Here is a 20,508-nt window from a genome sequence, read left to right as displayed (position 1 = left end):
AGTCCACGATGTTCCGTCGACGCTCAACCCGCCTTTTAGGCCTGGCACTTGTTCTCGCCCTGCTCTCATCCGGCACGGCCGCCGCGGGCCGGCCGGCCGACCGGGGCGTGGCCGCCGCCGAGAGCCGCCCCGACTCCGCCCTGCGCGCCCTGGCGGAAAAGGTCGTGGCCGCCCCGAACCCCAACCCCGGCGCCTTCCTCCTCGCCCACGACGGCGCCCGGGTCCGCTCCGCCGCGGCCGGCGTGGCCGACCGGTCCACCGGTACGCCGATGCGGCCGGACCTGAAGTTCCGCGCCGGGAGCATCACCAAGACCTTCACCGCGACGGTCGTCCTGCAACTCGTCGCCGAACACCGGCTGCGACTCGACGACACCGTGGACGAGCTGCTGCCCGACCAGGTCCGCGCCGACAACGCCCTGTCCGGCGCACCCATCACCGTCCGCCAGCTGCTCAACCACACGAGCGGGCTGTACGACTACATCGACGGGCTGATCCCGCACTTCCGCGGCCTCGACCAGTACTGGCCCCGAGACCGGCTCCTCGCCATCGGCCTGGACGAGCCCCGGTACTTCCCCACCCCCGGAACCCGGTTCCGGTACTCCAACACCAACTACCTGCTGCTCGACCTGATCGTCGAACGGGTCACCGACCGCGACCTGCGCGCCAACCTCGAACGCCGCGTCCTCACGCCCCTCGGACTGCGTGACACCTCCTACCCCCTGGCGCGGCGCACGATCGAGGGGCCTCACGCGCGCGGCTACACGGACGTCTCGGCCCTGCTGCCGGACGCACCCGACGCCACCCGGTTCGACATCACCGGGCTCAGCCCGTCCGAGGCGGGGGCGTCGGGCGCCCTGGTCACCACGGCGGCGGACCTCGCGCGCTTCTACCGGGCGCTGCTGCGAGGGCGCCTGCTGCCGCAGGGCCTCCTGCGCTCGATGCTCACCGACACCGTCCCCACGACCGGCAGCGCCCCGCCCGCCGTCGCTTACGGCCTGGGCGTGTACGTCTACGCCACCGACTGCGGTCCGGCGTACGGCCACGGCGGCACCGCGCCCGGCTATCTCACCTTCGCCCTCAACGGCCGCGACGGCCGCAAGCAACTCGTCGCCCACACCAACTGGAGCCCGCTCGCCGACACCGGGATCGACGAGGACTTCTGGTCCGCGTTCCAGCGGGGCTACTGCGACCGGGCTTGACGGCCGGGGGCCGCGGGCCCGGGGGACCAGGGGCCGGGGCTTGGGGCCAGGGAGCCGTGAGCGGCTTCCTCAGGGATTGCTCAGATGAATTTGATCATCCCGCCAAGATCGTTAGTGTGTTCATTCCGCTCAATCGACCACAATGCTCTGCCCATGGGGAGCGCCACAGGAAGCCGAGGTTTGCGGAATGGACGCTCTGACCGTTCTGGCATTGGCCGCGTTCGGATCCACCGCGTATCTCACCACCCACGCGACCGTGCAGTGGCTGAACCAGCAGGCCTCGCGTACGAAGGTCGCGGGCCTGGTCGTGGTCGGCATGGTTCTGTGCGCGCTGATCGGGACGATCGCGAACGCGAGCGGGAGCGTAGTGATCGGATTCGTCGTGGGTGCCGGCATCACCCCGCCCGTACACCGGTGGATCCTGCAGCGACCCATGACCGTCGCCGACCACTGACCTTCGGACGAACTCACGGTTCCATCCTCGTCGCCGACGGCCGTACGGCTCACTCGAAGAACTTCAGGCTCCATCCCGTGTCCGTGTTGGGCCCCGGGACGTTGGCCCGTGAGTACGTTGTGTTGCCCCACCAGGCGAACGTGCCGGTGTACCAGTGGCGATTGGCCCAGGAGTACGGGGTGCCCTTCGCGACCGCGTGGTACATCGACGGGAACTTCGGGCCTGCGGGCGGGCTGGTGTTGATGTCGCCGTGCAGCAGGACGAAGGTGTGGTGGCCGGGCCCGTTCACGTACAGCGTCGGGTCCCAACCTGCCATCATGGTCGCGCGGTTGGAGCCGAACAGGCAGCCGTTCGACTTGTACCAGTCCCATACGTGGGTGGGGTCCCCGCCCTTGCGCAGGCGCAGGTCCGCCAGGCAGTACTGCTCGCTCCAACTGCCGTTGGCGGAGTACGCGATGTGCAGTTGCCCGTTCGGATCCTTGATGGCCTCGGGGCTCTCGTTGATGAACGGGTTGCCGACCACCCGCTCCCAGCTCTCGCGCGGCTGCGAGATGACGTACCGCGCGCCGGTGGGCTGGGTCGGGCTGCTCATCCGGGCGATGTAGAGGTTCTGCTCGACGTTGGTGCCGCCCGCCCACCCGGACCAGACGAACCAGCGCTGCCCCTCGAAGGTGAACAGGGTGCCGTCGATGGCCCATTTGTCGTCGGGAAGGGCGAGTTGGGTCTCGGCCCCGTACCCGCTGTCCGGCGAGGCCGAGCTGATGACGAACATGCGGTGGGCGGCCCCGACGCCGGCGGTGAAGTAGATGTAGTACCGCCCGCCGTCCATCACGATCTCGGGAGCCCAGACCTCCCCGCGCCCCCGGCTGTCTGCCCAGACCTGCCGGGCGGGCGCGGTGGCAAGACCGTCCGTGGACGACGCCTGCCGCACGACGATGCCGCCGCCGGTCGACTGGACGCCGACGTACGTACTGCCCACCCGCAACACGCTGGGGTCGGCCGCCCGCAGACCGGTCTGCCCCTGCGGAGCCGCCTCACGGGTGGGGGGTGCGCCCTGGGCGGTGTCGGGCGGCGAGAGGAGGAGCGTCGCGGCGAGGGCGGCGGCCAGTGCGAGCGCGCCGAAGGTGGACGGGCGGCGGAGGGGTCTCCTGGGCTTGCGTGTGGGGTCGCTCATGGGCTCGCTCATGGGGGCTCGCTCCTGGGTGGGGGTTTCGATGGGATGGCGATTTACATCGATAGAAGAGCGCTCTCGCAGAATCTCGTCAGGGGTTGCCTCTGTCAATGGGCTTGCGGGAGGGGGTAGTTCGGGAATGAAGCTGGGCCCGACCGGGCGTTGCGCCGTTCTTGGGTTGGACCGTGGTGCGAGACTTCCGGCATGGACATGGGGCGCGAGTCGCGGTGGGAGAAGGACGCGATGACGGTGGAGATCGTCTTCGCCCTGGTGACTGCTGCCGTTCTTGCCGCAGCTGTCTTCGCCCCCGCGCTGGTGCTCACTCTCGCCTTCGATCTCTCCGGTTCAGCGTCCAAAGGTGTGCTGACGGGGGGAGCCCTGGTGGGTGGGGCGGCCGGAGTGTGGCGACTGGTGCGGGTGTTGTACCGCTTCGACGTGGAGCGCCGTAAAGACCACTGACGACCGGGGGCGGAGGGCCGTTCAGAACTGAAGGGCGCGGATCAGGCGTCGGGCGGTCCTGGCGTCGATGGAGCCCAGGTCCAGGAGCCCAGGGGCGTTCTCCCGTAGCGGGCTCGGCGCCGAACGTCACCATTCAGGTGCTGCCGCTGAACTCCGCCCTGCCGATCGAGCAGTACGTGTCGTTCTCCATCCTCGGACTGCAGGCCGATCCGCCGGTGGAAGTGGTGTGGTTGGAGCACATCACCGGTGGTACGTTGCTGGAGCAGAACCTCGATGTTCAGGCTTACGGCAAGGCGTGGGACGAACTGACTGCCGCCGCGCTGTCGCCCACCGCATCCCGGCAGTACATTCGCGACCTTATCGAGGAAAGCAGATCATGATCGAGGGATCGGCTCGCGTTCCGAAGACCGAGCTTGAGTGTGCACGTTGGCACAAGAGCACGTACAGCGGGTCGAACAACAACTGCGTCGAGCATGCCTTCCTGGCCTCCGGCCGCCACGCGGTCCGCGACAGCAAGGACCGCGCCCTCGGCGCGCACACCTTCGGCCCCGAGCAGTGGCAGGCCTTCGTCACGGCTGTTCGGGACGGCTCCTTTTAGGGATCCGGCCGAGGTGGCGGTCACCGTGGATGAGGTCCAAGTCGTCGTCGCTCACTCCGAGCGCGCGACCCTGCGCGTCGGTGACGTGTTCCTGAAGGTGGACGCCGATCAGGCGCGTATCGACGTCGAGGTCGAGGCGATGGCCCTCGCGCCCGTACCGACGCCGGAAGTCCTGTGGCGCAAGCCGCCCGTGCTGGCGATCTCCACCGTCCCGGGGGCGACGCTGGGGCGCCTCGGCGGGCCGTCGACCGGGTCACCGGCGGCGGGGGCCGCGGCGGGTGCCGCGATCCGGAGGCTGCACGACGCGCCATTGCCGCCGAGGGTCGGCCGGGCAGGCCGAGGCGTCGGCGAGCTGGCTGCGGATCTCGACGCCGAGTGCGCGTTGCTCGTGGCGAACGAGCTCCTGCCCGCCGACCTGGTCACCCGTAACCGCCAGGTCGCCGAGGCGGCGTTCAGGCCGTGGACTCCGGCGTTCACGCACGGCGACCTACAGATCGCACACGTCTTCGTCGACGGTGACGAGGTCACGGGCATCATCGACTGGTCCGAGGCGGGCCGCGGCGATGCGCTGTACGACCTTGCCACCTTCACGCTCGGACACGAGGAGCACCTCGGCGACGTCCTCGTCGGCTATGGCGGAGACGTCGACCTCGAAGTGGTCCGTGCGTGGTGGGCAGTGCGGAGCCTGCTGGGAGTCCGCTGGCTCGTCGAGCACGGGTTCGACCCGTTCTCGCCGGGCTGTGAGGTCGACGTGCTGAGATCCCGGATGTGAGGCAGCGGTAGGCCCGTCCGCCCCGCCCGCGTACGTTCCGGTGCGTCGAGCCGGCCATCTCCTCGGGCGGGTGCAACCTCGTCCGTAATCAGCTGGTGGATGGTCATGGCACGGGCAACACTGGTGCCATGACCCATGATCGTGAGGCTCTGGCGGCGAGCTGGAAGCGGACCCGGACCCACCTTGACGCCGCGCGGGCCTACTTCGCGCCTCTTCCGGGGATCGATCTCTCTACGACCACGGAGTTCCTGGACCACAACGAACTGGGACTCGCCTTCGACTGCATGGCCCATCTCGCCGACGACCTCGGTCTGCCCCTCGATTTCTGGCGGCACATGGATCGAGCGGCTCGTGAGATGCGGCTCTACAGCGACGAGCCGCACATGCCCCACCGCGAGGCTGCCGACTCCTGCCTTCGTCACCTCGCCGCGGCTTCCGGGCGGGATTGATCCGCCGACCTGGCTTCCCCGGCTTCCCGAGCCCGCCGGTTGTGTCAGTGGGACGTGACACCGTCCGTGCGGTGGGAGCGGAGTCGACCGGATGGGCGGGGAGCCGATGAGGAAAGAGCTGCCGGAGATCGTTCGGGCCGATGAGTGGGTGCCTCTCGTCATCCGGACCGACTACACCGATGACGCCGCGTGGCGGGAGGTCGTCGCCGCGCTGGAGCGTGCCGTCGAGGGGGAGCGGGAGTGGTTGTCGGTGGCGCATCTCGTCGAGGACCGGCGGTGGGACGGTGTCACCGGCGACGAGGCTGTAGCCGCTGCGGCGCGGGACGAGGAACTGAGCGTTGTGTTTCTCGCCGACGGGGTCACCATGCGCTCGCCCTTGCGTCCGCTGCTCGCCCTCGACCTCGGCGCTGATGACGACGAGGACCTCGACCCGATGTACTACCAGGAGCTCATCGACTCCCCGCAGCCCCGCGAGGTGCGTGTCGCGCCGGACGCCGTGCACATGGTCCACGGGAACCTCCAGCTCGCCAACGTGGACTTCCCGGAGTTCGTGGAGGACGCGGCCGCCGATCCGGACAGGGTCGTCCGGGATGTGACGGCCGCATCGGCGAGTCCGGGCTCCCTTCCGCACTCCGGGCCGTGATGCCCCCCGGGGCGGACCGCCCGTCGGTTATGCCGCCCCCGCGATCCCGTCCAGCCGCGCCCGCAGCTCCGGCGTGAGGACCACGTCCGCCGCCGCCGTGTTCTCCTCCAGGTGGGCGATGCTCGACGTGCCCGGGATCGGGAGCGTGACCGGGGAGTGGTCCAGGAGCCAGGCCAGGCAGACCTGGGTGGGGGTGGCGTTCAGCTCGGCCGCGACCGCTGCCACCTCCGCCCGGTCGCCCGCCTTGCCCCAGGCCACCGTGCGCCAGGGCAGGAACGCGATGTCCGCCGCCGCGCACGCCGCGAGGACCGGCTCGTGTTCGCGGTCGGTCAGGTTGTAGCGGTTCTGGACGCTCGCGATGTCGACGATCTCCCGAGCCTCGGCCAGTTCGGCGGCCGTCACCTCGGACAGGCCGATCCGGCCCACCTTGCCCGCGTCGCGCAGGTCCCGCAGGGTGCCGAGCTGGTCGGCGAGCGGGGTCTCCGGGTCGATGCGGTGGAGCTGGAGCAGCTCCAGGCGGTCGACGCGGAGGCGGCGCAGGGCGTGGTCCACCTCGGCGCGCAGGGACTCCGGGCGGCCGTTCAGGGCCCACTCGCCCGTCTCGGCGGAGCGGACGACCCCGACCTTCGTGGTGATCAGGAGGTCCTTCGGGTACGGGTGGAGGGCCTCGGCCAGGACCTCCTCGTTGGCCCCGTACCCGTACATGTGGGCCGTGTCGATCAGTGTGATGCCCAGGTCGACCGCCCGGCGGGCCACGGCGATGGCCGACGGTCGGTCCTCGGGCTTCTCGGTGGGCAGGTGCATCGCGCCGAAGCCCAGCCGGCCCACGGGCAGGTCCCCGCCGATACGGAACGTTGTCGATGGCATGCTCGGTGAACTCCCCCTCGTTCGAGTGCTCTTGACAATCTAGGGGGATTCCCGGGGAGGCTCACGGTGTTTCCGGGCCCTGGAGGATCTGGAGGTAGTTCCCCACCGGGTCCACGATCGTGGAGAAGAACCAGCCGCCCCCGACCTCCTCGACCGGCCGCACCCACGTGACCCCGAGGGTGTTGAGGTGCCTCTCGGCCGCCCGGACGTCGCGCACGGTGATGTTGATCATCTGCCGGCCCGGCTCGGCGGCCTTGTCCGCCACGTCGTCCCGCTCGTCGAAGCCGATGATCGCCCCGGGGCCCACGATCAGGAGATGCTCCGCCCAGCGGGCGCCCAGCGGCTCCAGTGCGGCGCGGTACCAGGAGATCAGGGCCTCGCTGTCCGTGCTGCCGATGATGACTCCGAGGCCGGTGACCTCGCCCTGCGGGGGAGTGGTGCCCGGGCCGGTCTTGTCCTGCGCTGCCATGGCCTTCTCCTTCGGTCGTGCGTCGAGTCGTCCTACCAGGTCATGACCCCGCACGCCCGGGAAAGTCATCGGTCCCCGACGAGGATTCCCTCGTGCAGACCTCGTCGCCCAGCGCCGCCCGCACCGCCGCCTCCACCCGGTCCACGCTCCCCGCTCCGCCGCCGGAAGCGGAGCCCCCGCTGCCGCGCGGGCCCGGTGCGCCGCGCCCAGCGCGGGCATCCACGATCGAGTGCACCGTCTCCGTCATGCACACCACCGTGCAGTAGGCCGCAGGAGCGACACCCGGCGCGCCCTGCGGCTTTGATGGTCACCGCCTTCGGGGTGGCGAAACTGGGCGCCGATGCCGTTGAGGCTATCGAGTGGCACCCGAGTCCGAAAAGTACCTACATGGCACAGCGTTCACTTTCAGCGCCGTTGCGCACGTCGCCGTGTGGTTGACGCAACGTTTGCCGATGGGGCCGAAATATTTCAGCCCCACAGTCCACTACTCTTCCTGCGTGCAGGTGGGTGCGCGCCATATCTGCACAAGGCAGTACTGATCTTTACCTTTCAATTCCCTTTCCTGGCCCGGTGGCACTGGCAATGGGCGTGATCCTCCAATCGGTGACAGGAAAGGGCCTCGATTCCCATTGAACATCCACTGCCATCGCATCTCGTACAGACCGGCCGAGGGAAGAGTTAAAGGGATATTCTGGGCCCCGCCATCGAGGGTGTGTATCTCTAGCTCCCCGGTGGGAAACTCCACTGCCACCTCTTCCCGACCGAACCATTTGCCAGGATTCTCCGGAGGTTTACTGGACCAGCTCTCCAGGCGCACGATCGAATTGATTACTGCTGATGGTACTTGGAGATATACCAGCCCAGGGGCGGAAAGAAGCCAATGGGTATCATCTGGATCCAGCCCGTACGGATCGACACTCGTGTCCATCAAACCGAACAGGCGATAGCTGGGACTGACGACTATTTCGTGCGCGCCCAAAATATTGCTCAAAGTGCACCCCTGTGACTGCTCGACCCTACGCTCCGACAGTGACTCGACCGTACAAGGCGCCGGATATCGCTGAAGCGACGGAACGCCTGGAGTCAGTGCCTTCTACCGCCGCCGGCCGGGCCGCTGGTTCTCGCCGCGCTCGTCGACAGCGACTCCGTACGCGACGCCTTCGGCCCGGTCGGCGAGGAGCTGCGCGGCCGGATCCTCGTGAATCTGGCCAACAGCAGCCCGGAGCGTGCCCGGGAGCCGGCCGGCCTGTTCGCGGGGTACGGCGCCGACTACCTGGACGGGGCCATGATGGCGCTCCCCGAAACCGTCGCCACCGGCGAGGCGTTCTTCCTCTGCAGCGGCTCGGAGCGCGTCTTCACCGCGTACCGCGAGGAGCTGGAGGTGGTGGCGTCCGCGCACTGCTTCGGGACCGACCCCGGGGCCGCCGAGGTCCACGACCTCGCCGTCCTCGGCACCGGGTACGCGGCGCTCACCGGATTCCTGCACGCCCTCGCGCTGCTGGAGCCGTCGGGCACGGACCCCGAGGCGTTCGCGTCGCTCGTCGCTCGTCGCTCGCGGCTCGTCGCCCGCCGGCTGCGCGGGATGGCCCCGTTCCTGCCGGAACTGGCCCGGGAGGCGGGGACCCGCTCGTACGGGGACGGGGTCTCCACCGTCGACCTGAACCGGGCCGCCGTCCACAGCCTCCTCCGCCTCGGCGCCGAGCGCGGCGTGACCGGTGCCGTCCACGAGCCGCTGCGGGAGCTTCTCCCACCGGCCCCCTCAGTGCGGCCAGATCGGCGGGTCCGTCACGAAGTGGCCGCCGAGACGGGTCTGCGCCGGGTCGGCGGGGTCCGGTTCGCCCTGGGCGGCGATGAGTTTCGCCGCGTACGGCTCCGAGTCGTCCTGCGGTGCGTAGCCCAGCGCCCGCGCCGAGGTCAGGTCCCACCACAGGCGGGTGTTGGCGGAGGAACCGTGGACGACGGTGTGGCCGACGTCCTCGGCGGTGAGCGCGGCGTGGAAGAGGCGGGCTCCGTCGGCGGGGCTCATCCACAGGGACAGCATGCGTACCGAGGTGGGCTCCGGGAAGCAGCTCCCGATCCGTACCGACACGGTCTCGACGCCGTGCTTGTCCCAGTAGAGCTGGGCCAGGTCCTCGCCGAAGCACTTCGACAGGCCGTAGAAGGTGTCGGGGCGGTGCGGGGCGTCGGACGGGATCGGCCGGTCCCCGGCGAGCGGGCGCGGCGTGTGGCCGACGGCGTGGTTGGAGGAGGCGGCCACGATGCGGCGGACGCCCTCCTCGCGGGCGGCCTCGTAAAGGTGGTACGGGCCTTCGATGTTGGCGCGGAGGATCTTGTCGAACGTGGATTCCAGGGAGATGCCGGCCAGGTGGATGATCGCGTCCACCCCGCGTACGGCCTCGCGCAGTGCCTTTCGGTCGTTCAGGTCGGCGGTGACGGCCTGCGGCTCGTCCTCGACCGGGACCAGGTCGAAGAGCCGCAGGTCGTAGCCGTACGCGGGCAGCAGCCCGCGCATCAGGGTGCCGAGGCCGCCCGCGGCACCGGTGAGCAGGACGGTACGGGGAGCGGGCATACGGGGGTCTCCTCGGGGGCGATGCGATGCGGTGCGGCACCGATCGGTGCGCCTCCTGACGCCTCCGGCCTTCAGGGCCGTGGACCACGTTCGCATACGTGGACAAGCTAAGAAGTCCGTGAGGTTACGTCAAGTGGCCCGTCCGCACCGAAAGTTGTTCTGTCCGAAGCGTTGACGAAGCCTTCCGGGCAGCCCTAGCTTCATCGCGTCGTACTTCGTACGTCATATATGAGACGCGATACGCGAGATGTGAGAGCCCGTCACCCATGACCTTCGCCCCTGCCCCGATCCCGTCCCGGACCCAGTACGTGCTGGAGGCCATCAAGCACGCCATCCTCACCGCGCAGCTGAGACCGGGACAGGCGCTGGTGGAGACGGAACTCGCCGCTCAGTTCGGGGTGTCCAAGACCCCGGTCCGCGAGGCGCTCAAGACCCTCGCGGGTACGGGACTCGTGGTCATGAGCCAGTACAAGGGCGTCACCGTGCGGCTCGTCGACGCGACCATGGCCCGGGAGGTGTACGACGTACGCCTCCTGCTGGAACCGGAGGCGCTGCGCCGGTCCGTCAACCGCAAGGCCTCGCTGGAAGCGGCCCAAGAGGCCCTGGAACGGGCCGACTCGGCGCTCGACAAGGCCGACAGGTCGCTGGCCAACCGTGACTTCCACCGTGCCCTGTACCTGCCCTGCGGCAACCCTCTGCTCGCCCGGATGCTCGACGAGGTCCGCGACCAGGCGGCCCTCGTCTCCACGGTGGCCTGGTCGGCCGTCCCCTCCTGGGAGCGTGAGGCGGCCGAGCACCGGGAAATCCTGCGGCTCGCGCTCGCCGACGACGCGGAGGCCGCCGCCGGGGCTCTGCACCATCACATCGCATCGTTCGTACGCCGTGCCTTCCCCGACGACGAGGACGGGGGCGGTGCCGCGTGAACCGTCTGCTGGAACCGCACCTCCACCAGCAATCCGACGAAAGGCCGGTCCGCATGGACTTCTCTCCGCTGAAGGCGGCCCTCGCCGACGTTGTGGCGATCCCGGTGACCCCGTTCGCCGAGGACGGCAGTATCGACGTCGCGAACCACCGCGCCCTGACGCGCAGGCTGCTCGACGGCGGTGTCCGCATCGTCACCCCGAACGGCAACACTGGGGAGTTCTACGCGCTCACCCCCGACGAGCAGCGCCTCGTCACCGAGCTGACCGTCGAGGAGGCCGCGGGACGCGCCACCGTCCTGGTGGGCGTCGGCCACGACGTACCGGCCGCCGTCGCCGCCGCCGAGCACGCCGCCGAGGTGGGCGCGGCGATGGTGATGGTCCACCAGCCGGTGCACCCCTACGTCGCCCAGGAGGGCTGGGTCGACTACCACCGGGCCATCGCCGAGGCCGTCCCGGAGCTCGGCGTCGTCCCGTACATCCGCAACCCCCTGCTCGCCGGCGACCGGCTCGCCGCGCTCGCCGACAGCTGCCCCAACGTCATCGGCGTGAAGTACGCGGTGCCCGACGCGGCGCGCTTCGGGGCCTTCGCCCGCGACGCCGGACTGGAGCGGTTCGTCTGGATCGCCGGCCTCGCCGAGCTGTACGCCCCCTCCTACTTCGCCACCGGCGCCACCGGCTTCACGTCCGGTCTCGTCAACGTCGCCCCGGCCGTCTCCCTCGACATGCTGGAAGCACTGCGCGCCGGGGACTACGTGGCGGCCATGAAGGTGTGGGAGCGCATCCGCCGCTTCGAGGAGCTCCGCGCCGAGGAGCAGTCCGCCAACAACGTCACGGTCATCAAGGAGGCCCTGTCCGTGCTCGGCCTCTGCCGCCGCGAGGTACGCGCGCCGAGCCGGGTCCTGCCCGAGGCGCGGCGCACCGAGGTCGCCGAGCAGATAGCCGCGTGGGCGCTGTGACGGAACACCGGAGAGCGGCCGCGGAGACTGAGGGCCGGGGATCGGCCGCGGAGGCGGAGGGCCGGGGGTCGGCCGCGGAGACGGACGACCGGAAAGCGGCCCCCGTCGCGCCCGAGGAGCTGCGCAGCCACCAGTGGTACGGCACCGACGGGTTGCGCTCCTTCAGCCACCGGGCCCGCACCCGTCAGCTCGGCTACCTCCCCGAGGAGCACCTCGGCAAGCCGGTCATCGCCGTCCTCAACACCTGGTCCGACATCAACCCCTGCCACTCCCACCTGCGTGAACGCGCGCAGGCGGTGAAGCGGGGCGTCTGGCAGGCGGGCGGGTTCCCGCTGGAGTTCCCGGTCTCCACCCTCTCGGAGACCTTCCAGAAGCCGACCCCCATGCTCTACCGCAACCTGCTCGCCATGGAGACCGAGGAGCTGCTCCGCTCGTACCCCGTCGACGGGGCCGTCCTGCTGGGCGGCTGCGACAAGTCGACGCCCGCGCTGCTGATGGGCGCGGCCTCCGCGGACCTGCCCACCGTCTTCGTGCCGGCCGGGCCGATGCTGCCGGGCCACTGGCGCAACGAGGTCCTGGGCTCCGGCACGGACATGTGGAAGTACTGGGACGAGCGGCGGGCCGGGCTGATCGGCGACTGCGAGATGGGGGAGCTGGAGAACGGCCTCGCCCGCTCCGCCGGCCACTGCATGACGATGGGCACCGCCTCCACGCTGACGGCCGCCGCCGAGGCGCTGGGCGTCACCCTGCCCGGGGCCTCCTCCATCCCGGCCGTCGACTCCGGGCACGACCGGATGGCCGCCGCATCCGGCCTGCGCATCGTCGAACTCGTACGGCAGCGCACGACGTTGTCGCAGATCCTCACGGCCGACGCGTACGAGGACGCCGTCGCGACCGTCCTCGCGCTCGGCGGCTCCACCAACGCCGTGATCCACCTGATCGCGATGGCGGGCCGGTCCGGTGTGAAGCTCACCCTGGACGACTTCGACCGGATCGCCCGTACGGTGCCCGTCCTCGCCGATCTCCGCCCCGGCGGGCGGTACTTGATGGAGGACTTCCACTTCGCGGGCGGGCTGCCCGGCTTCCTGAGCAGGATCGCCGACGTCCTGCACCTGGACCGGCCCACCGTCGCGCACACCACCCTGCGCGAGCAGCTCGACGGTGCGGCCGTCCACAACAGCGCCGTCATCCGCGAGCGCACCGAACCCCTGGCCGAGGAGGGCGGGGTGGCTGTCCTGCGCGGCAACCTCTGCCCCGACGGCGCGGTCATCAAGCACATCGCCGCCGAGCCGCGCCTGCTGCGGCACACCGGGCCCGCCGTCGTCTTCGACGACTACCGGGAGTTGCAGCGCACGATCAACGACCCCGCGCTGGCGCTCACTCCGGACCATGTCCTCGTGCTGCGCAACGCCGGACCCCAGGGCGGGCCCGGCATGCCCGAGTACGGCATGCTGCCGATCCCCGACTACCTGCTGAAGCAGGGCGTACGGGACATGGTGCGGATCTCCGACGCCCGGATGAGCGGCACGAGTTACGGGGCGTGCGTCCTGCACATCGCGCCCGAGTCGTTCGTCGGCGGGCCCCTCGCCCTGGTCCGCACCGGGGACCTCATCACCCTGGACGTCGAGGCCCGCCTGCTCCACCTCGGTGTCGACGACGACGAGCTGGAACGCCGCCGTGCCGCCTGGAGCCCGCCGCCCGCCCGCTACGGACGCGGTTACGGGGCGCTGTACCAGGAGCAGATCACCCAGGCCGACACCGGATGCGACTTCGCGTTCCTGGCCCGGGAGGGAGAAGTGCCCGACCCGTACGTGGGGTGACCCGGGCGACGAGTGCTCCGCGCGGCGGGGCGCCCGGGCCGCCCAGCGGTCATGAGAAAGCGCTTGCTGCCGTGGACGGCGGCAAGCCCGCGCATGCATGCGACAGCAAGTCCCCACATCCAGCAGGTCCGCACATCCAGCGCATCGAGCGCGTACCAGAGATCGGAGACGTGTCATGGCCCAACCCGCCGCCGTGGCCACCCCGCCGCCCAAGGCGCCCCGGCGCCGCTCGGCGACACCCCGCCGCCTGCCGTACCTGCTGATCGCGCCCGCGGGCCTGCTGATGCTGGGCTTCATCGCCTACCCGGTGCTCAGCGTCTTCTGCTACAGCCTGCAGAACTACAACGTCACCAAGCCGTGGCGGAACGGCTTCGCCGGACTCGAAAACTTCCGGCGGATCTTCACCGAGGACGACCAGTTCTGGTCGACGCTCGGCTTCAGCGCCCAGTGGGTCTTCACCCAGGTCTCCCTGCAGCTCGTGCTCGGCCTCGCGCTGGCCCTGATCGTCAACCAGACCTTCATCGGCCGGGGCATCTCCCGGGCCATGGTCTTCTCGCCCTGGGCCGTCTCCGGCGTGCTGACCAGCACCATCTGGATCCTGCTCTACAACTCCTCGACGGGCTTCAGCCGGTACCTCGCGGACGCCGGGATCGGGGAGTACGGCACCTCGGTGCTCTCGGACACCGGAACCGTCTTCTGGGCGGCCACGGTCACCGAACTCTGGCGCGGCGTGCCCTTCTTCGCCATCCTCATCCTCGCCGACCTCCAGTCCGTCTCCAAGGAGCTGTACGAGGCGGCGTCGGTCGACGGGGCGGGAAGGCTCCGGCAGTTCTTCCACATCACCCTGCCGCACCTGCGCGACGCGATCATCCTCGCCACCCTGCTGCGCGGGGTCTGGGAGTTCAACAACGTCGACCTCCTCTACACCCTCACCGGCGGCGGACCGGCCGGCGAGACCACCACGCTGCCGCTCTACGTCGCCAACACCGGCATCGAGGGACACGACTTCGGCTACGCCTCCGCGCTCACCACCGTCGCCTTCGTGATCCTCCTCTTCTGCTCGATCGTCTATCTGCGCCTGAGCAAGTTCGGAGGCGACAACAAGTGACCGCCGTACTCACCGAGAAGAACGGCGCCGTCCGGCCGCCCGTCCGCCCCGGCGGCCCGCAGCCCCCCGCGCGCCGCCGCACCGGACGCGAGCGCGCCTTCGACGACGTACCGCGCTGGCAGATCTACCTGCCGCTCGGCATCTACCTGCTGTTCACGCTCATCCCGTTCTACTGGATGCTGCTGTTCGCCCTGCGGCCCGCCGGCTCCACCGCGCTGGTGCCGTGGCCGATGACCGGGGAGCACTTCGCCAAGGTCTGGAACGAGCGCAGCTTCGCCGTCTTCTTCCAGAACAGCATGATCGTCGGCGTCGCCACGCTGATCGCCACCACCCTGGTCGCCCTGGCCGGCGGGTACGCCCTGGCCCGGTTCGACTTCAGGATCAAGGGCGCGTTCATGCTGGCGCTGCTCTGCTCGCAGTTCATCCCCGGCGCCCTGATGCTCGTACCGCTCTTCGAGATCTTCCGGAACCTCCAGATGATCAACTCCCTGTGGAGCGTCGTCATCGCGGAGACCGTCTTCCAGCTCCCGCTGTCGATCATCCTGATCAGCGGGTTCATCAAGAACGTCCCGGTCTCCCTGGAGGAGGCCGCCTGGGTCGACGGGTGTTCGCGCTTCACCGCCTTCCGCACGGTCGTCCTGCCGCTGCTGCGCCCCGGGCTGATCGCCGTCGGCTCCTTCGCCTTCGTCCACAGCTGGAACCACTTCCTGTTCGCGCTGATGTTCCTCAGCGAACAGGACAAGCAGACGATCCCGGTCGGCCTCAACACCCTGATCGGGGCGGACAGCGTCGACCTCGGCGCGCTCGCTGCGGGCGGGGTCATCGCCGCCGTACCCGTCGTGATCGTCTTCGCCTTCATCCAGAAGTGGCTCGTCACGGGCTTCAGCGCGGGCGCGGTGAAGGGATGACCGACCTCACCCGCCGCACCGCCCCAGCCCCCGCAGGCGCGCCGCTCCCCGTCGTGCTGGCCGGCGCCCGGGGCCACGGCCGCTGGCATCTGGCCAACCTCCGCCGGCTCCAGCACCAGGGCCGGGTACGGCTGGCCGGCATCTGCGAGCTGGAGCCGCTGACCACCGACGAACTGGCGGCCTCCGGCCTCCAGGGCGACGACCGGCCCGAGCAGTCCGCCGACTTCGGGGCGCTCCTCGACTCCACCGGAGCCCGTGCCGCCGTCGTCTGCACGCCCATACCGACCCACACCGACCTGGCCCTGGCCGCCGCCTCCCGGGGTGTCCACCTGCTGCTGGAGAAGCCGCCCGCCGCGAGCCGGGCCGCGTACGCCCGGATGGCCGACGGCGTACGGCGGGCGGGCACCGCCTGTCAGGTGGGCTTCCAGTCGTTCGGGTCGCACGCCGTGCCCGCGATCCAGGACCTGGTCCGCACCGGGGTGATCGGGACGCTCACGGGGATCGGCGCCGCCGGGGCCTGGGTCCGCGACGACGCCTACTTCCGCCGGGCGCCCTGGTCCGGGCGGCGCAGGATCGGCTCCACCGACGTGGTCGACGGCGTGCTCACCAATCCGCTGGCGCACGCCGTGGCCACCGCGCTCGAACTCGCGGACCGGGGCACGGCCGAGGACGTCCTGTCCGTCGAGACCGAGCTGTTCCGGGCCCATGACATCGAGGCGGACGACACCAGCTGCGTCCGGATCACCACCACCGGCGGCCTGCCCGTCACCGTCGCCGCCACCCTCTGCGCGGAACGGGCGGGGGAGCCCTATGTGATCGTCCACGGCGACCGGGGCCGGATCACCTTCTGGTACAAGCAGGACCGCGTTCTGGTCCAACGCGCCGGCCACGGCCCCGAGGAGACCGTCCACGGCCGGACCGACCTTCTGGAGAACCTGGTCGACCATCTGGAGCGGGGCACACCGCTCCTGGTGCCGCCGGAGCGCACGGGAGCGTTCATGCGGGTCGTCGAGGCCGTACGCACGGCCCCCGAGCCCGTCGCCCTGCCCGCCGACGCCTGGGAGACCCGGTACGACGCCCCCGGCGGCGGCGCGCGGCGTACGGTCCACGGCATCGACGGCCTGGTCGCCGCCGGGGCCGAATCCCTCGCCCTCTTCTCGGAACTGGGCGCCGCCTGGGCCCGCAGCAACGAGGTGGCGGCCCCGTGAACCGACCCGCCCCCGACTCGCCCGTGACGGCCTCGTCCGCCGCCCCGCCCGAGCCCGTACTCCTCGACTGCGCCGGACGTACGGTCGCCCACTACGGCTACGGATCCGCGGCGGACGGCCGCCCCCGCCTGCACCCCGTCACCACGCTCGCCGGCCGCACCGTCACCCAGGAGCGCCCCGCCGACCACCGGCACCACCTGGGCGTCTCCATCGCCGTTCCCGACGTGTCCGGCCGCAACTTCTGGGGCGGGCGCACCTTCGTCCGGGGGCAGGGGCCCACCGAGCTCGACAACCATGGCGTCCAGCGCTGCCTCGTCCTGGATCGGCACGGGCCCGGCGGCTTCACGCAGTCGCTCGCCTGGGAGGCGGACGGCATCGAACTGCTGCGGGAGCGCCGCACGGTGGAAGCGGTCGAACTCTCTTTGACCGCCTGGGCGTTGGTCCTCTCCTTCACGCTCACCAACCACTCGGCCGACGACCTCTCCGTCGGCAGCCCCGCGACCAACGGCCGTCCCGGAGCCGGTTACGGCGGCTTCTTCTGGCGCGCGCCCAAGGAGGCCGCGCCGCCGGACGTGTTCACCGCCGGCCGCGCGGGCGAGGAGGCGGTGCACGGCCGGGCCGCCGACTGGCTCGCCCTCGCCGGGGACGGCTGGACCCTCGTCTTCGCCGGGGCGAGCGAGGAGACCCGGCGCGATCCGTGGTTCGTGCGGACGGAGGAGTACCCGGGCGTCGGCTCCTCCCTCGCGGCGGACGAACGGCTGCCCGTGCCCGCCGGGGCCGGCGTCGTACGCCGGATCGTCACCGTGATCGCGGACGGCAGGCTGGACCATGAGGCCGCCGCCGGGTACGTCCGACGGGCGGTGACCTCGTGAACCGGCCCTGGACCGCCGACCTCGGGAACGGCACGTACCGCAACCCCGTGCTGAACGCCGACTGGTCCGACCCGGACGTCGTCCGCGTCGGCTCGGACCACTACCTCACCGCGTCCAGCTTCGGCCGGGCCCCCGGGCTGCCGCTCCTGCACTCCCGCGACCTGGTCAACTGGACGCTCGTCGGGCACGCCCTGGACCGCCTCGAGCCCGCCGCCGACTTCGCCCGGCCACGCCACGACGCCGGGGTGTGGGCGCCCTCCCTGCGCCACCACGCCGGCCGGTTCTGGATCTTCTGGGGCGACCCCGACCACGGCGTCCAGCAGATCAACGCCGAGCACATAGAAGGACCGTGGAGCGCCCCGCACCTGCTCAAGCCCGGCCGCGGGTACATCGACGCCTGCCCCCTGTGGGACGAGGAGACCGGCGAGGCGTACCTCGTCCACGCCTGGGCCAAGTCCCGCTCCGGGATCAAGAACCGGCTCACCGGGCACCGTATGAGCGCCGACGGACGCGCACTCCTCGACGAGGGCCGGACCCTGATCGACGCCGACCGGATACCCGGCTGGTTCACCCTGGAAGGTCCCAAACTCCACCGCCACGACGGGTACTTCTGGATTTTCGCCCCGGCGGGCGGGGTGGAGACCGGCTGGCAGGGCGCGTTCCGGTCGCGGGACTTCTCCGGCCCGTACGAGGAACGCGTCGTGCTGTCCCAGGGACGCACCGACGTCAACGGCCCGCACCAGGGGGGCTGGGTGCGGACCGCCGCCGGCGAGGACTGGTTCGTGCACTTCCAGGCGCGCGGCGCGTACGGGAGGGTCGTCCACCTCCAGCCCATGCGCTGGGACGCGGAGGGCTGGCCCGTCATCGGCGACGCGGGCGAACCCGTCTCCACGCACCGTAAACCGGCCGCCCCCGAACAGCCCGTGGCAGCGCCCGCCGTGGACGACGACTTCCCCGGCGGCGCCCACGGCAAGCAGTGGCAGTGGACGGCCAACCCCTGCGCCGACGCCTGGACCGAGGAGCCTCAGCACTCCGGGCACTCCGGTCGCCCCGCCGACGGGCTGCGGCTCACCTGCCTCCGTACGCCGGACGCGCACGATCTGCGGCTGCTGCCCAACGTCCTGGTCCAGCGCCTGCCCGCCGAGGAGTTCACCGTCGAGGTGGACCTCGAACTGCACAGCGACGAGCCGGGCGCCAAGGCGGGCCTGGCCGTCCTCGGGGACGCCTTCTGCTGGATCGGTCTGGAGGCCGGGGCCGACGGGACGCCCCGGCTCGTGCACCGGTACGCCGAGGGCGCCGCGGAGAGCGAACGCGACGCGGCCGGGGCCCGTGCATCGCCCGGCGGCCGGGCCCGGTTGCGCATCGAGGTCACGGCCGGGGCCCGCTGCCGGTTCTCCGCCGACACGGGAGACGGCTTCCGGCCCTCGGGGCAGGTCTTCGCGGCCACCCCGTGGCGCTGGGTCGCCGCGCTCCTCGGCCTCTTCGCCACCGCGCCGGCCGGGACGGGCCCCGCCGGCACGGCGCTGTTCACCACCTTCCGCGCCACCCACTGACCCCACCCCCCCGCAGAAGCGCAGACGTACGGACACGCAGACGTACGGAAGCGCAGGCACGCAGGCGTACGGAAGCGCAGACGTGCAGAACCACCCCGACCCATCCGACAGGGAAGAGCCGACCATGACCATCTCGAAGACCCGGCGGGGGCGTACCGCGTCCGCCGTCTCCCTCGTAGCAGCGCTCGCGCTGACGGCCGCCGCGTGCGGTGACGACGGCAGCGGAGCCGGCACGGAGGGGAGCGGCAAGGGCGAGATCACCTTCTGGGACAACAACGGCGGGCCGCGCACCGCCATCTGGACCGAGATCATCAAGGACTTCGAGAAGCAGCACCCGGACATCAAGGTGAAGTACGTCCCGATCCCCATCGCCGACGTCCAGTCCAAGTACGACACCGCGATCGCCGGCGGCGGACTGCCCGACGTGGGCGGGGTCGGCACCGCCTACCTCGCCAACATGGTCTCGCAGGAAGCCCTGGAGCCGGTCAACAAGCGGCTGAAGGGGTCCGCCCTGGAGGGCAAGCTCGTCGACTCCATGGTGGAGAGCGTCAGAGCGGCCGCCGGCCGGGGCGACGACATCTACTCCGTCCCGACCTCCGCCAACAACGGCGTGCTCTGGTACCGCACCGACCTGTTCGAGCAGGCCGGGCTGAAGGCCCCCGACACCTGGGCCAACTTCTACACCGCGGCCGAGAAGCTCACCGACGCCGGGAACAACGAGTTCGGCTACACCATCCGCGGCGGCGCCGGCTCCATCGCCCAGGCGCTGGACGCCGTCTACGGCCAGTCCGGCATCACGGAGTTCTGGGACGGCGACGAAACGACGCTCAACGACCCCAGGAACGTCGCCGCGCTGGAGAAGTACGCGGGGCTCTTCAAGCGGACCACGCCCGCCGCCGACGTCAACAACGACTTCACCAAGATGGTCGCCCAGTGGGACAACGGCACCATCGGCATGCTGAGCCACAACCTCGGCTCCTACCAGGACCACGCCAAGGCCCTGGGGGACGACAAGTTCGCCGGCATCCCGGCCCCCATCGGGGACAGCGGCACCCGCGTGCAGGTCTCCAACCCCGTCGACGGACTCGGCCTCTTCCGGTCGAGCGACAACAAGACCGCCGCCTGGAAGTTCATCGAGTTCGCCGCCTCCCACGCGTCCAACAGCAAGTGGAACGAGGCGGCCGGAGCCATCCCGGCCAACACCGAAGCGGCCAAGGACCCGTGGATCAGCAAGACCGAGTCGACCGCGCTGGCCGCGAAGGCGCTGACGGACGGCTCCACCAAGGTCGTCGACCTGCCGTACTACCTGCCCGACTGGAACAACATCAGCAAGGCGGACAACGAGCCGGAGTTCCAGAAGGTGCTCCTCGGCAAGACCACGGCGAAGCAGTTCCTGGACAAGATGGCCGAGGAGCTGAACGCCGCCAACAAGGAGTGGAAGGAGCTGGGCAACGGCTGAGGCCCCGCCCCTCCGCCCCGATGACGGACCGGCGGCGGCCCGGGCCGCGCG

The 20,508-nt window shown here is 70.7% G+C and carries 22 protein-coding genes and 1 pseudogene; 19 read left to right on the top strand and 4 right to left on the bottom strand.

Features of this window, described 5'->3' with window-relative positions:
* Positions 1-8 precede the first annotated feature (8 nt).
* Both IE140_RS18775 and IE140_RS18770 read left to right on the top strand, forming a co-directional pair.
* Positions 9-1,199 carry a serine hydrolase domain-containing protein gene (locus IE140_RS18775; RefSeq protein ID WP_225679582.1) on the top strand — a complete coding sequence of 397 codons (1,191 nt, stop codon included), beginning with the start codon at positions 9-11 and terminating at the stop codon, positions 1,197-1,199.
* A gap of 187 nt (positions 1,200-1,386) precedes the next feature.
* The gene (locus tag IE140_RS18770; RefSeq protein WP_150196403.1) at positions 1,387-1,653 is read left to right on the top strand and encodes a hypothetical protein; all 267 of its coding nucleotides are present in this window, start codon (positions 1,387-1,389) and stop codon (positions 1,651-1,653) included.
* A gap of 49 nt (positions 1,654-1,702) precedes the next feature.
* On the opposite strand, the gene IE140_RS18765 is transcribed toward IE140_RS18770, so the two are convergent.
* A complete protein-coding gene (locus IE140_RS18765; protein ID WP_150196412.1) occupies positions 1,703-2,827 on the bottom strand; it encodes a glycoside hydrolase family 43 protein in 1,125 nt (374 codons plus the stop codon).
* A 201-nt stretch (positions 2,828-3,028) separates the two neighbouring features.
* Here IE140_RS18765 and IE140_RS18760 point away from each other — a divergent pair, with 201 nt between their 5' ends.
* The 6 genes from IE140_RS18760 to IE140_RS18735 all read left to right on the top strand — a co-directional run bounded on the left by IE140_RS18760 (position 3,029) and on the right by IE140_RS18735 (position 5,745).
* Positions 3,029-3,283, top strand: a complete 255-nt coding sequence (locus tag IE140_RS18760; RefSeq protein ID WP_150196402.1) for a DUF6332 family protein — start codon at positions 3,029-3,031, stop codon at positions 3,281-3,283.
* 137 nt (positions 3,284-3,420) lie between these two features.
* A complete protein-coding gene (locus IE140_RS36620) occupies positions 3,421-3,663 on the top strand; it encodes a Scr1 family TA system antitoxin-like transcriptional regulator (protein ID WP_229826848.1) in 243 nt (80 codons plus the stop codon).
* On the top strand, positions 3,660-3,881 hold the full coding sequence (locus IE140_RS18750; RefSeq protein ID WP_150196401.1) for a DUF397 domain-containing protein: 222 nt from the start codon (positions 3,660-3,662) through the stop codon (positions 3,879-3,881). Before IE140_RS36620 ends, IE140_RS18750 begins: the two co-directional genes overlap by 4 nt.
* A 25-nt stretch (positions 3,882-3,906) precedes the next feature.
* On the top strand, positions 3,907-4,653 hold the full coding sequence (locus tag IE140_RS18745; RefSeq protein WP_150196400.1) for an aminoglycoside phosphotransferase family protein: 747 nt from the start codon (positions 3,907-3,909) through the stop codon (positions 4,651-4,653).
* A 128-nt stretch (positions 4,654-4,781) separates the two neighbouring features.
* Positions 4,782-5,102 (top strand): MafI family immunity protein, encoded by a 321-nt coding sequence (locus tag IE140_RS18740; protein ID WP_189460546.1) that lies wholly within the window; start codon positions 4,782-4,784, stop codon positions 5,100-5,102.
* Positions 5,103-5,208: 106 nt separating this feature from the next.
* Positions 5,209-5,745 (top strand): DUF6924 domain-containing protein, encoded by a 537-nt coding sequence (locus IE140_RS18735; RefSeq protein WP_150196398.1) that lies wholly within the window; start codon positions 5,209-5,211, stop codon positions 5,743-5,745.
* Between the two features lie 27 nt (positions 5,746-5,772).
* Here IE140_RS18735 and IE140_RS18730 read toward each other — a convergent pair whose 3' ends face one another.
* Both IE140_RS18730 and IE140_RS18725 read right to left on the bottom strand, forming a co-directional pair.
* A complete protein-coding gene (locus IE140_RS18730) occupies positions 5,773-6,612 on the bottom strand; it encodes an aldo/keto reductase (RefSeq protein ID WP_150196397.1) in 840 nt (279 codons plus the stop codon).
* A gap of 61 nt (positions 6,613-6,673) precedes the next feature.
* Entirely contained in the window at positions 6,674-7,081 is a 408-nt protein-coding gene (locus IE140_RS18725; protein ID WP_093439132.1) for a VOC family protein, read from the bottom strand.
* A 92-nt stretch (positions 7,082-7,173) separates the two neighbouring features.
* Here IE140_RS18725 and IE140_RS18720 point away from each other — a divergent pair, with 92 nt between their 5' ends.
* On the top strand, positions 7,174-7,347 hold the full coding sequence (locus IE140_RS18720) for a hypothetical protein (RefSeq protein ID WP_167533525.1): 174 nt from the start codon (positions 7,174-7,176) through the stop codon (positions 7,345-7,347).
* Positions 7,348-8,366: 1,019 nt separating this feature from the next.
* Positions 8,367-8,765 (top strand): annotated as a pseudogene (locus IE140_RS36615) (imine reductase family protein); the annotation flags it as partial.
* Between the two features lie 75 nt (positions 8,766-8,840).
* Here the strand turns inward: IE140_RS36615 and IE140_RS18710 are convergent.
* On the bottom strand, positions 8,841-9,650 hold the full coding sequence (locus IE140_RS18710) for an NAD-dependent epimerase/dehydratase family protein (protein WP_150196395.1): 810 nt from the start codon (positions 9,648-9,650) through the stop codon (positions 8,841-8,843).
* 266 nt (positions 9,651-9,916) lie between these two features.
* Here IE140_RS18710 and IE140_RS18705 point away from each other — a divergent pair, with 266 nt between their 5' ends.
* The 9 genes from IE140_RS18705 (at position 9,917) to IE140_RS18665 (ending at position 20,457) form a co-directional block, all read left to right on the top strand.
* A complete protein-coding gene (locus IE140_RS18705) occupies positions 9,917-10,573 on the top strand; it encodes a GntR family transcriptional regulator (protein ID WP_006125376.1) in 657 nt (218 codons plus the stop codon).
* Positions 10,574-10,626: 53 nt separating this feature from the next.
* Positions 10,627-11,529: a dihydrodipicolinate synthase family protein gene (locus tag IE140_RS18700; protein WP_150196394.1), complete on the top strand. Its 903-nt coding sequence runs from the start codon at positions 10,627-10,629 to the stop codon at positions 11,527-11,529.
* A gap of 119 nt (positions 11,530-11,648) precedes the next feature.
* Positions 11,649-13,349, top strand: a complete 1,701-nt coding sequence (gene araD / locus IE140_RS18695) for an L-arabinonate dehydratase (protein WP_150196411.1) — start codon at positions 11,649-11,651, stop codon at positions 13,347-13,349.
* Between the two features lie 175 nt (positions 13,350-13,524).
* A complete protein-coding gene (locus IE140_RS18690; protein ID WP_150196393.1) occupies positions 13,525-14,457 on the top strand; it encodes a carbohydrate ABC transporter permease in 933 nt (310 codons plus the stop codon).
* On the top strand, positions 14,454-15,365 hold the full coding sequence (locus IE140_RS18685) for a carbohydrate ABC transporter permease (RefSeq protein ID WP_150196392.1): 912 nt from the start codon (positions 14,454-14,456) through the stop codon (positions 15,363-15,365). The genes IE140_RS18690 and IE140_RS18685 overlap by 4 nt, the downstream gene beginning before the upstream one ends.
* Entirely contained in the window at positions 15,362-16,573 is a 1,212-nt protein-coding gene (locus tag IE140_RS18680) for a Gfo/Idh/MocA family protein (RefSeq protein ID WP_150196391.1), read from the top strand. Before IE140_RS18685 ends, IE140_RS18680 begins: the two co-directional genes overlap by 4 nt.
* Before the next feature lie 23 nt (positions 16,574-16,596).
* On the top strand, positions 16,597-17,445 hold the full coding sequence (locus IE140_RS18675; RefSeq protein WP_150196410.1) for a DUF6807 domain-containing protein: 849 nt from the start codon (positions 16,597-16,599) through the stop codon (positions 17,443-17,445).
* A complete protein-coding gene (locus tag IE140_RS18670; protein ID WP_150196390.1) occupies positions 17,442-18,998 on the top strand; it encodes a glycoside hydrolase family 43 protein in 1,557 nt (518 codons plus the stop codon). Before IE140_RS18675 ends, IE140_RS18670 begins: the two co-directional genes overlap by 4 nt.
* Before the next feature lie 124 nt (positions 18,999-19,122).
* Positions 19,123-20,457 (top strand): ABC transporter substrate-binding protein, encoded by a 1,335-nt coding sequence (locus tag IE140_RS18665; protein WP_093439112.1) that lies wholly within the window; start codon positions 19,123-19,125, stop codon positions 20,455-20,457.
* Positions 20,458-20,508 lie beyond the last annotated feature (51 nt).

It is taken from the genome of Streptomyces parvus (assembly GCF_014648875.1).
Taxonomy (GTDB): domain Bacteria; phylum Actinomycetota; class Actinomycetes; order Streptomycetales; family Streptomycetaceae; genus Streptomyces; species Streptomyces parvus.
Note: the sequence above shows the minus strand (reverse complement) of the source record. Positions and strands in the feature narration are given on the sequence as shown.

Coding starts and splice junctions, on each gene's coding strand:
- IE140_RS18750 (WP_150196401.1), top strand. CDS start 3,660: ATGATCGAGGGATCGGCTCGCGTTCCGAAGACCGAGCTTGAGTGTGCA.
- IE140_RS18765 (WP_150196412.1), bottom strand. CDS start 2,827: ATGAGCGACCCCACACGCAAGCCCAGGAGACCCCTCCGCCGCCCGTCC.
- IE140_RS18730 (WP_150196397.1), bottom strand. CDS start 6,612: ATGCCATCGACAACGTTCCGTATCGGCGGGGACCTGCCCGTGGGCCGG.
- IE140_RS18760 (WP_150196402.1), top strand. CDS start 3,029: ATGGACATGGGGCGCGAGTCGCGGTGGGAGAAGGACGCGATGACGGTG.
- IE140_RS18705 (WP_006125376.1), top strand. CDS start 9,917: ATGACCTTCGCCCCTGCCCCGATCCCGTCCCGGACCCAGTACGTGCTG.
- IE140_RS18680 (WP_150196391.1), top strand. CDS start 15,362: ATGACCGACCTCACCCGCCGCACCGCCCCAGCCCCCGCAGGCGCGCCG.
- IE140_RS18735 (WP_150196398.1), top strand. CDS start 5,209: ATGAGGAAAGAGCTGCCGGAGATCGTTCGGGCCGATGAGTGGGTGCCT.
- IE140_RS18740 (WP_189460546.1), top strand. CDS start 4,782: ATGACCCATGATCGTGAGGCTCTGGCGGCGAGCTGGAAGCGGACCCGG.
- IE140_RS18665 (WP_093439112.1), top strand. CDS start 19,123: ATGACCATCTCGAAGACCCGGCGGGGGCGTACCGCGTCCGCCGTCTCC.
- IE140_RS18770 (WP_150196403.1), top strand. CDS start 1,387: ATGGACGCTCTGACCGTTCTGGCATTGGCCGCGTTCGGATCCACCGCG.
- IE140_RS18700 (WP_150196394.1), top strand. CDS start 10,627: ATGGACTTCTCTCCGCTGAAGGCGGCCCTCGCCGACGTTGTGGCGATC.
- IE140_RS18725 (WP_093439132.1), bottom strand. CDS start 7,081: ATGGCAGCGCAGGACAAGACCGGCCCGGGCACCACTCCCCCGCAGGGC.
- IE140_RS18690 (WP_150196393.1), top strand. CDS start 13,525: ATGGCCCAACCCGCCGCCGTGGCCACCCCGCCGCCCAAGGCGCCCCGG.
- IE140_RS18710 (WP_150196395.1), bottom strand. CDS start 9,650: ATGCCCGCTCCCCGTACCGTCCTGCTCACCGGTGCCGCGGGCGGCCTC.
- IE140_RS18775 (WP_225679582.1), top strand. CDS start 9: ATGTTCCGTCGACGCTCAACCCGCCTTTTAGGCCTGGCACTTGTTCTC.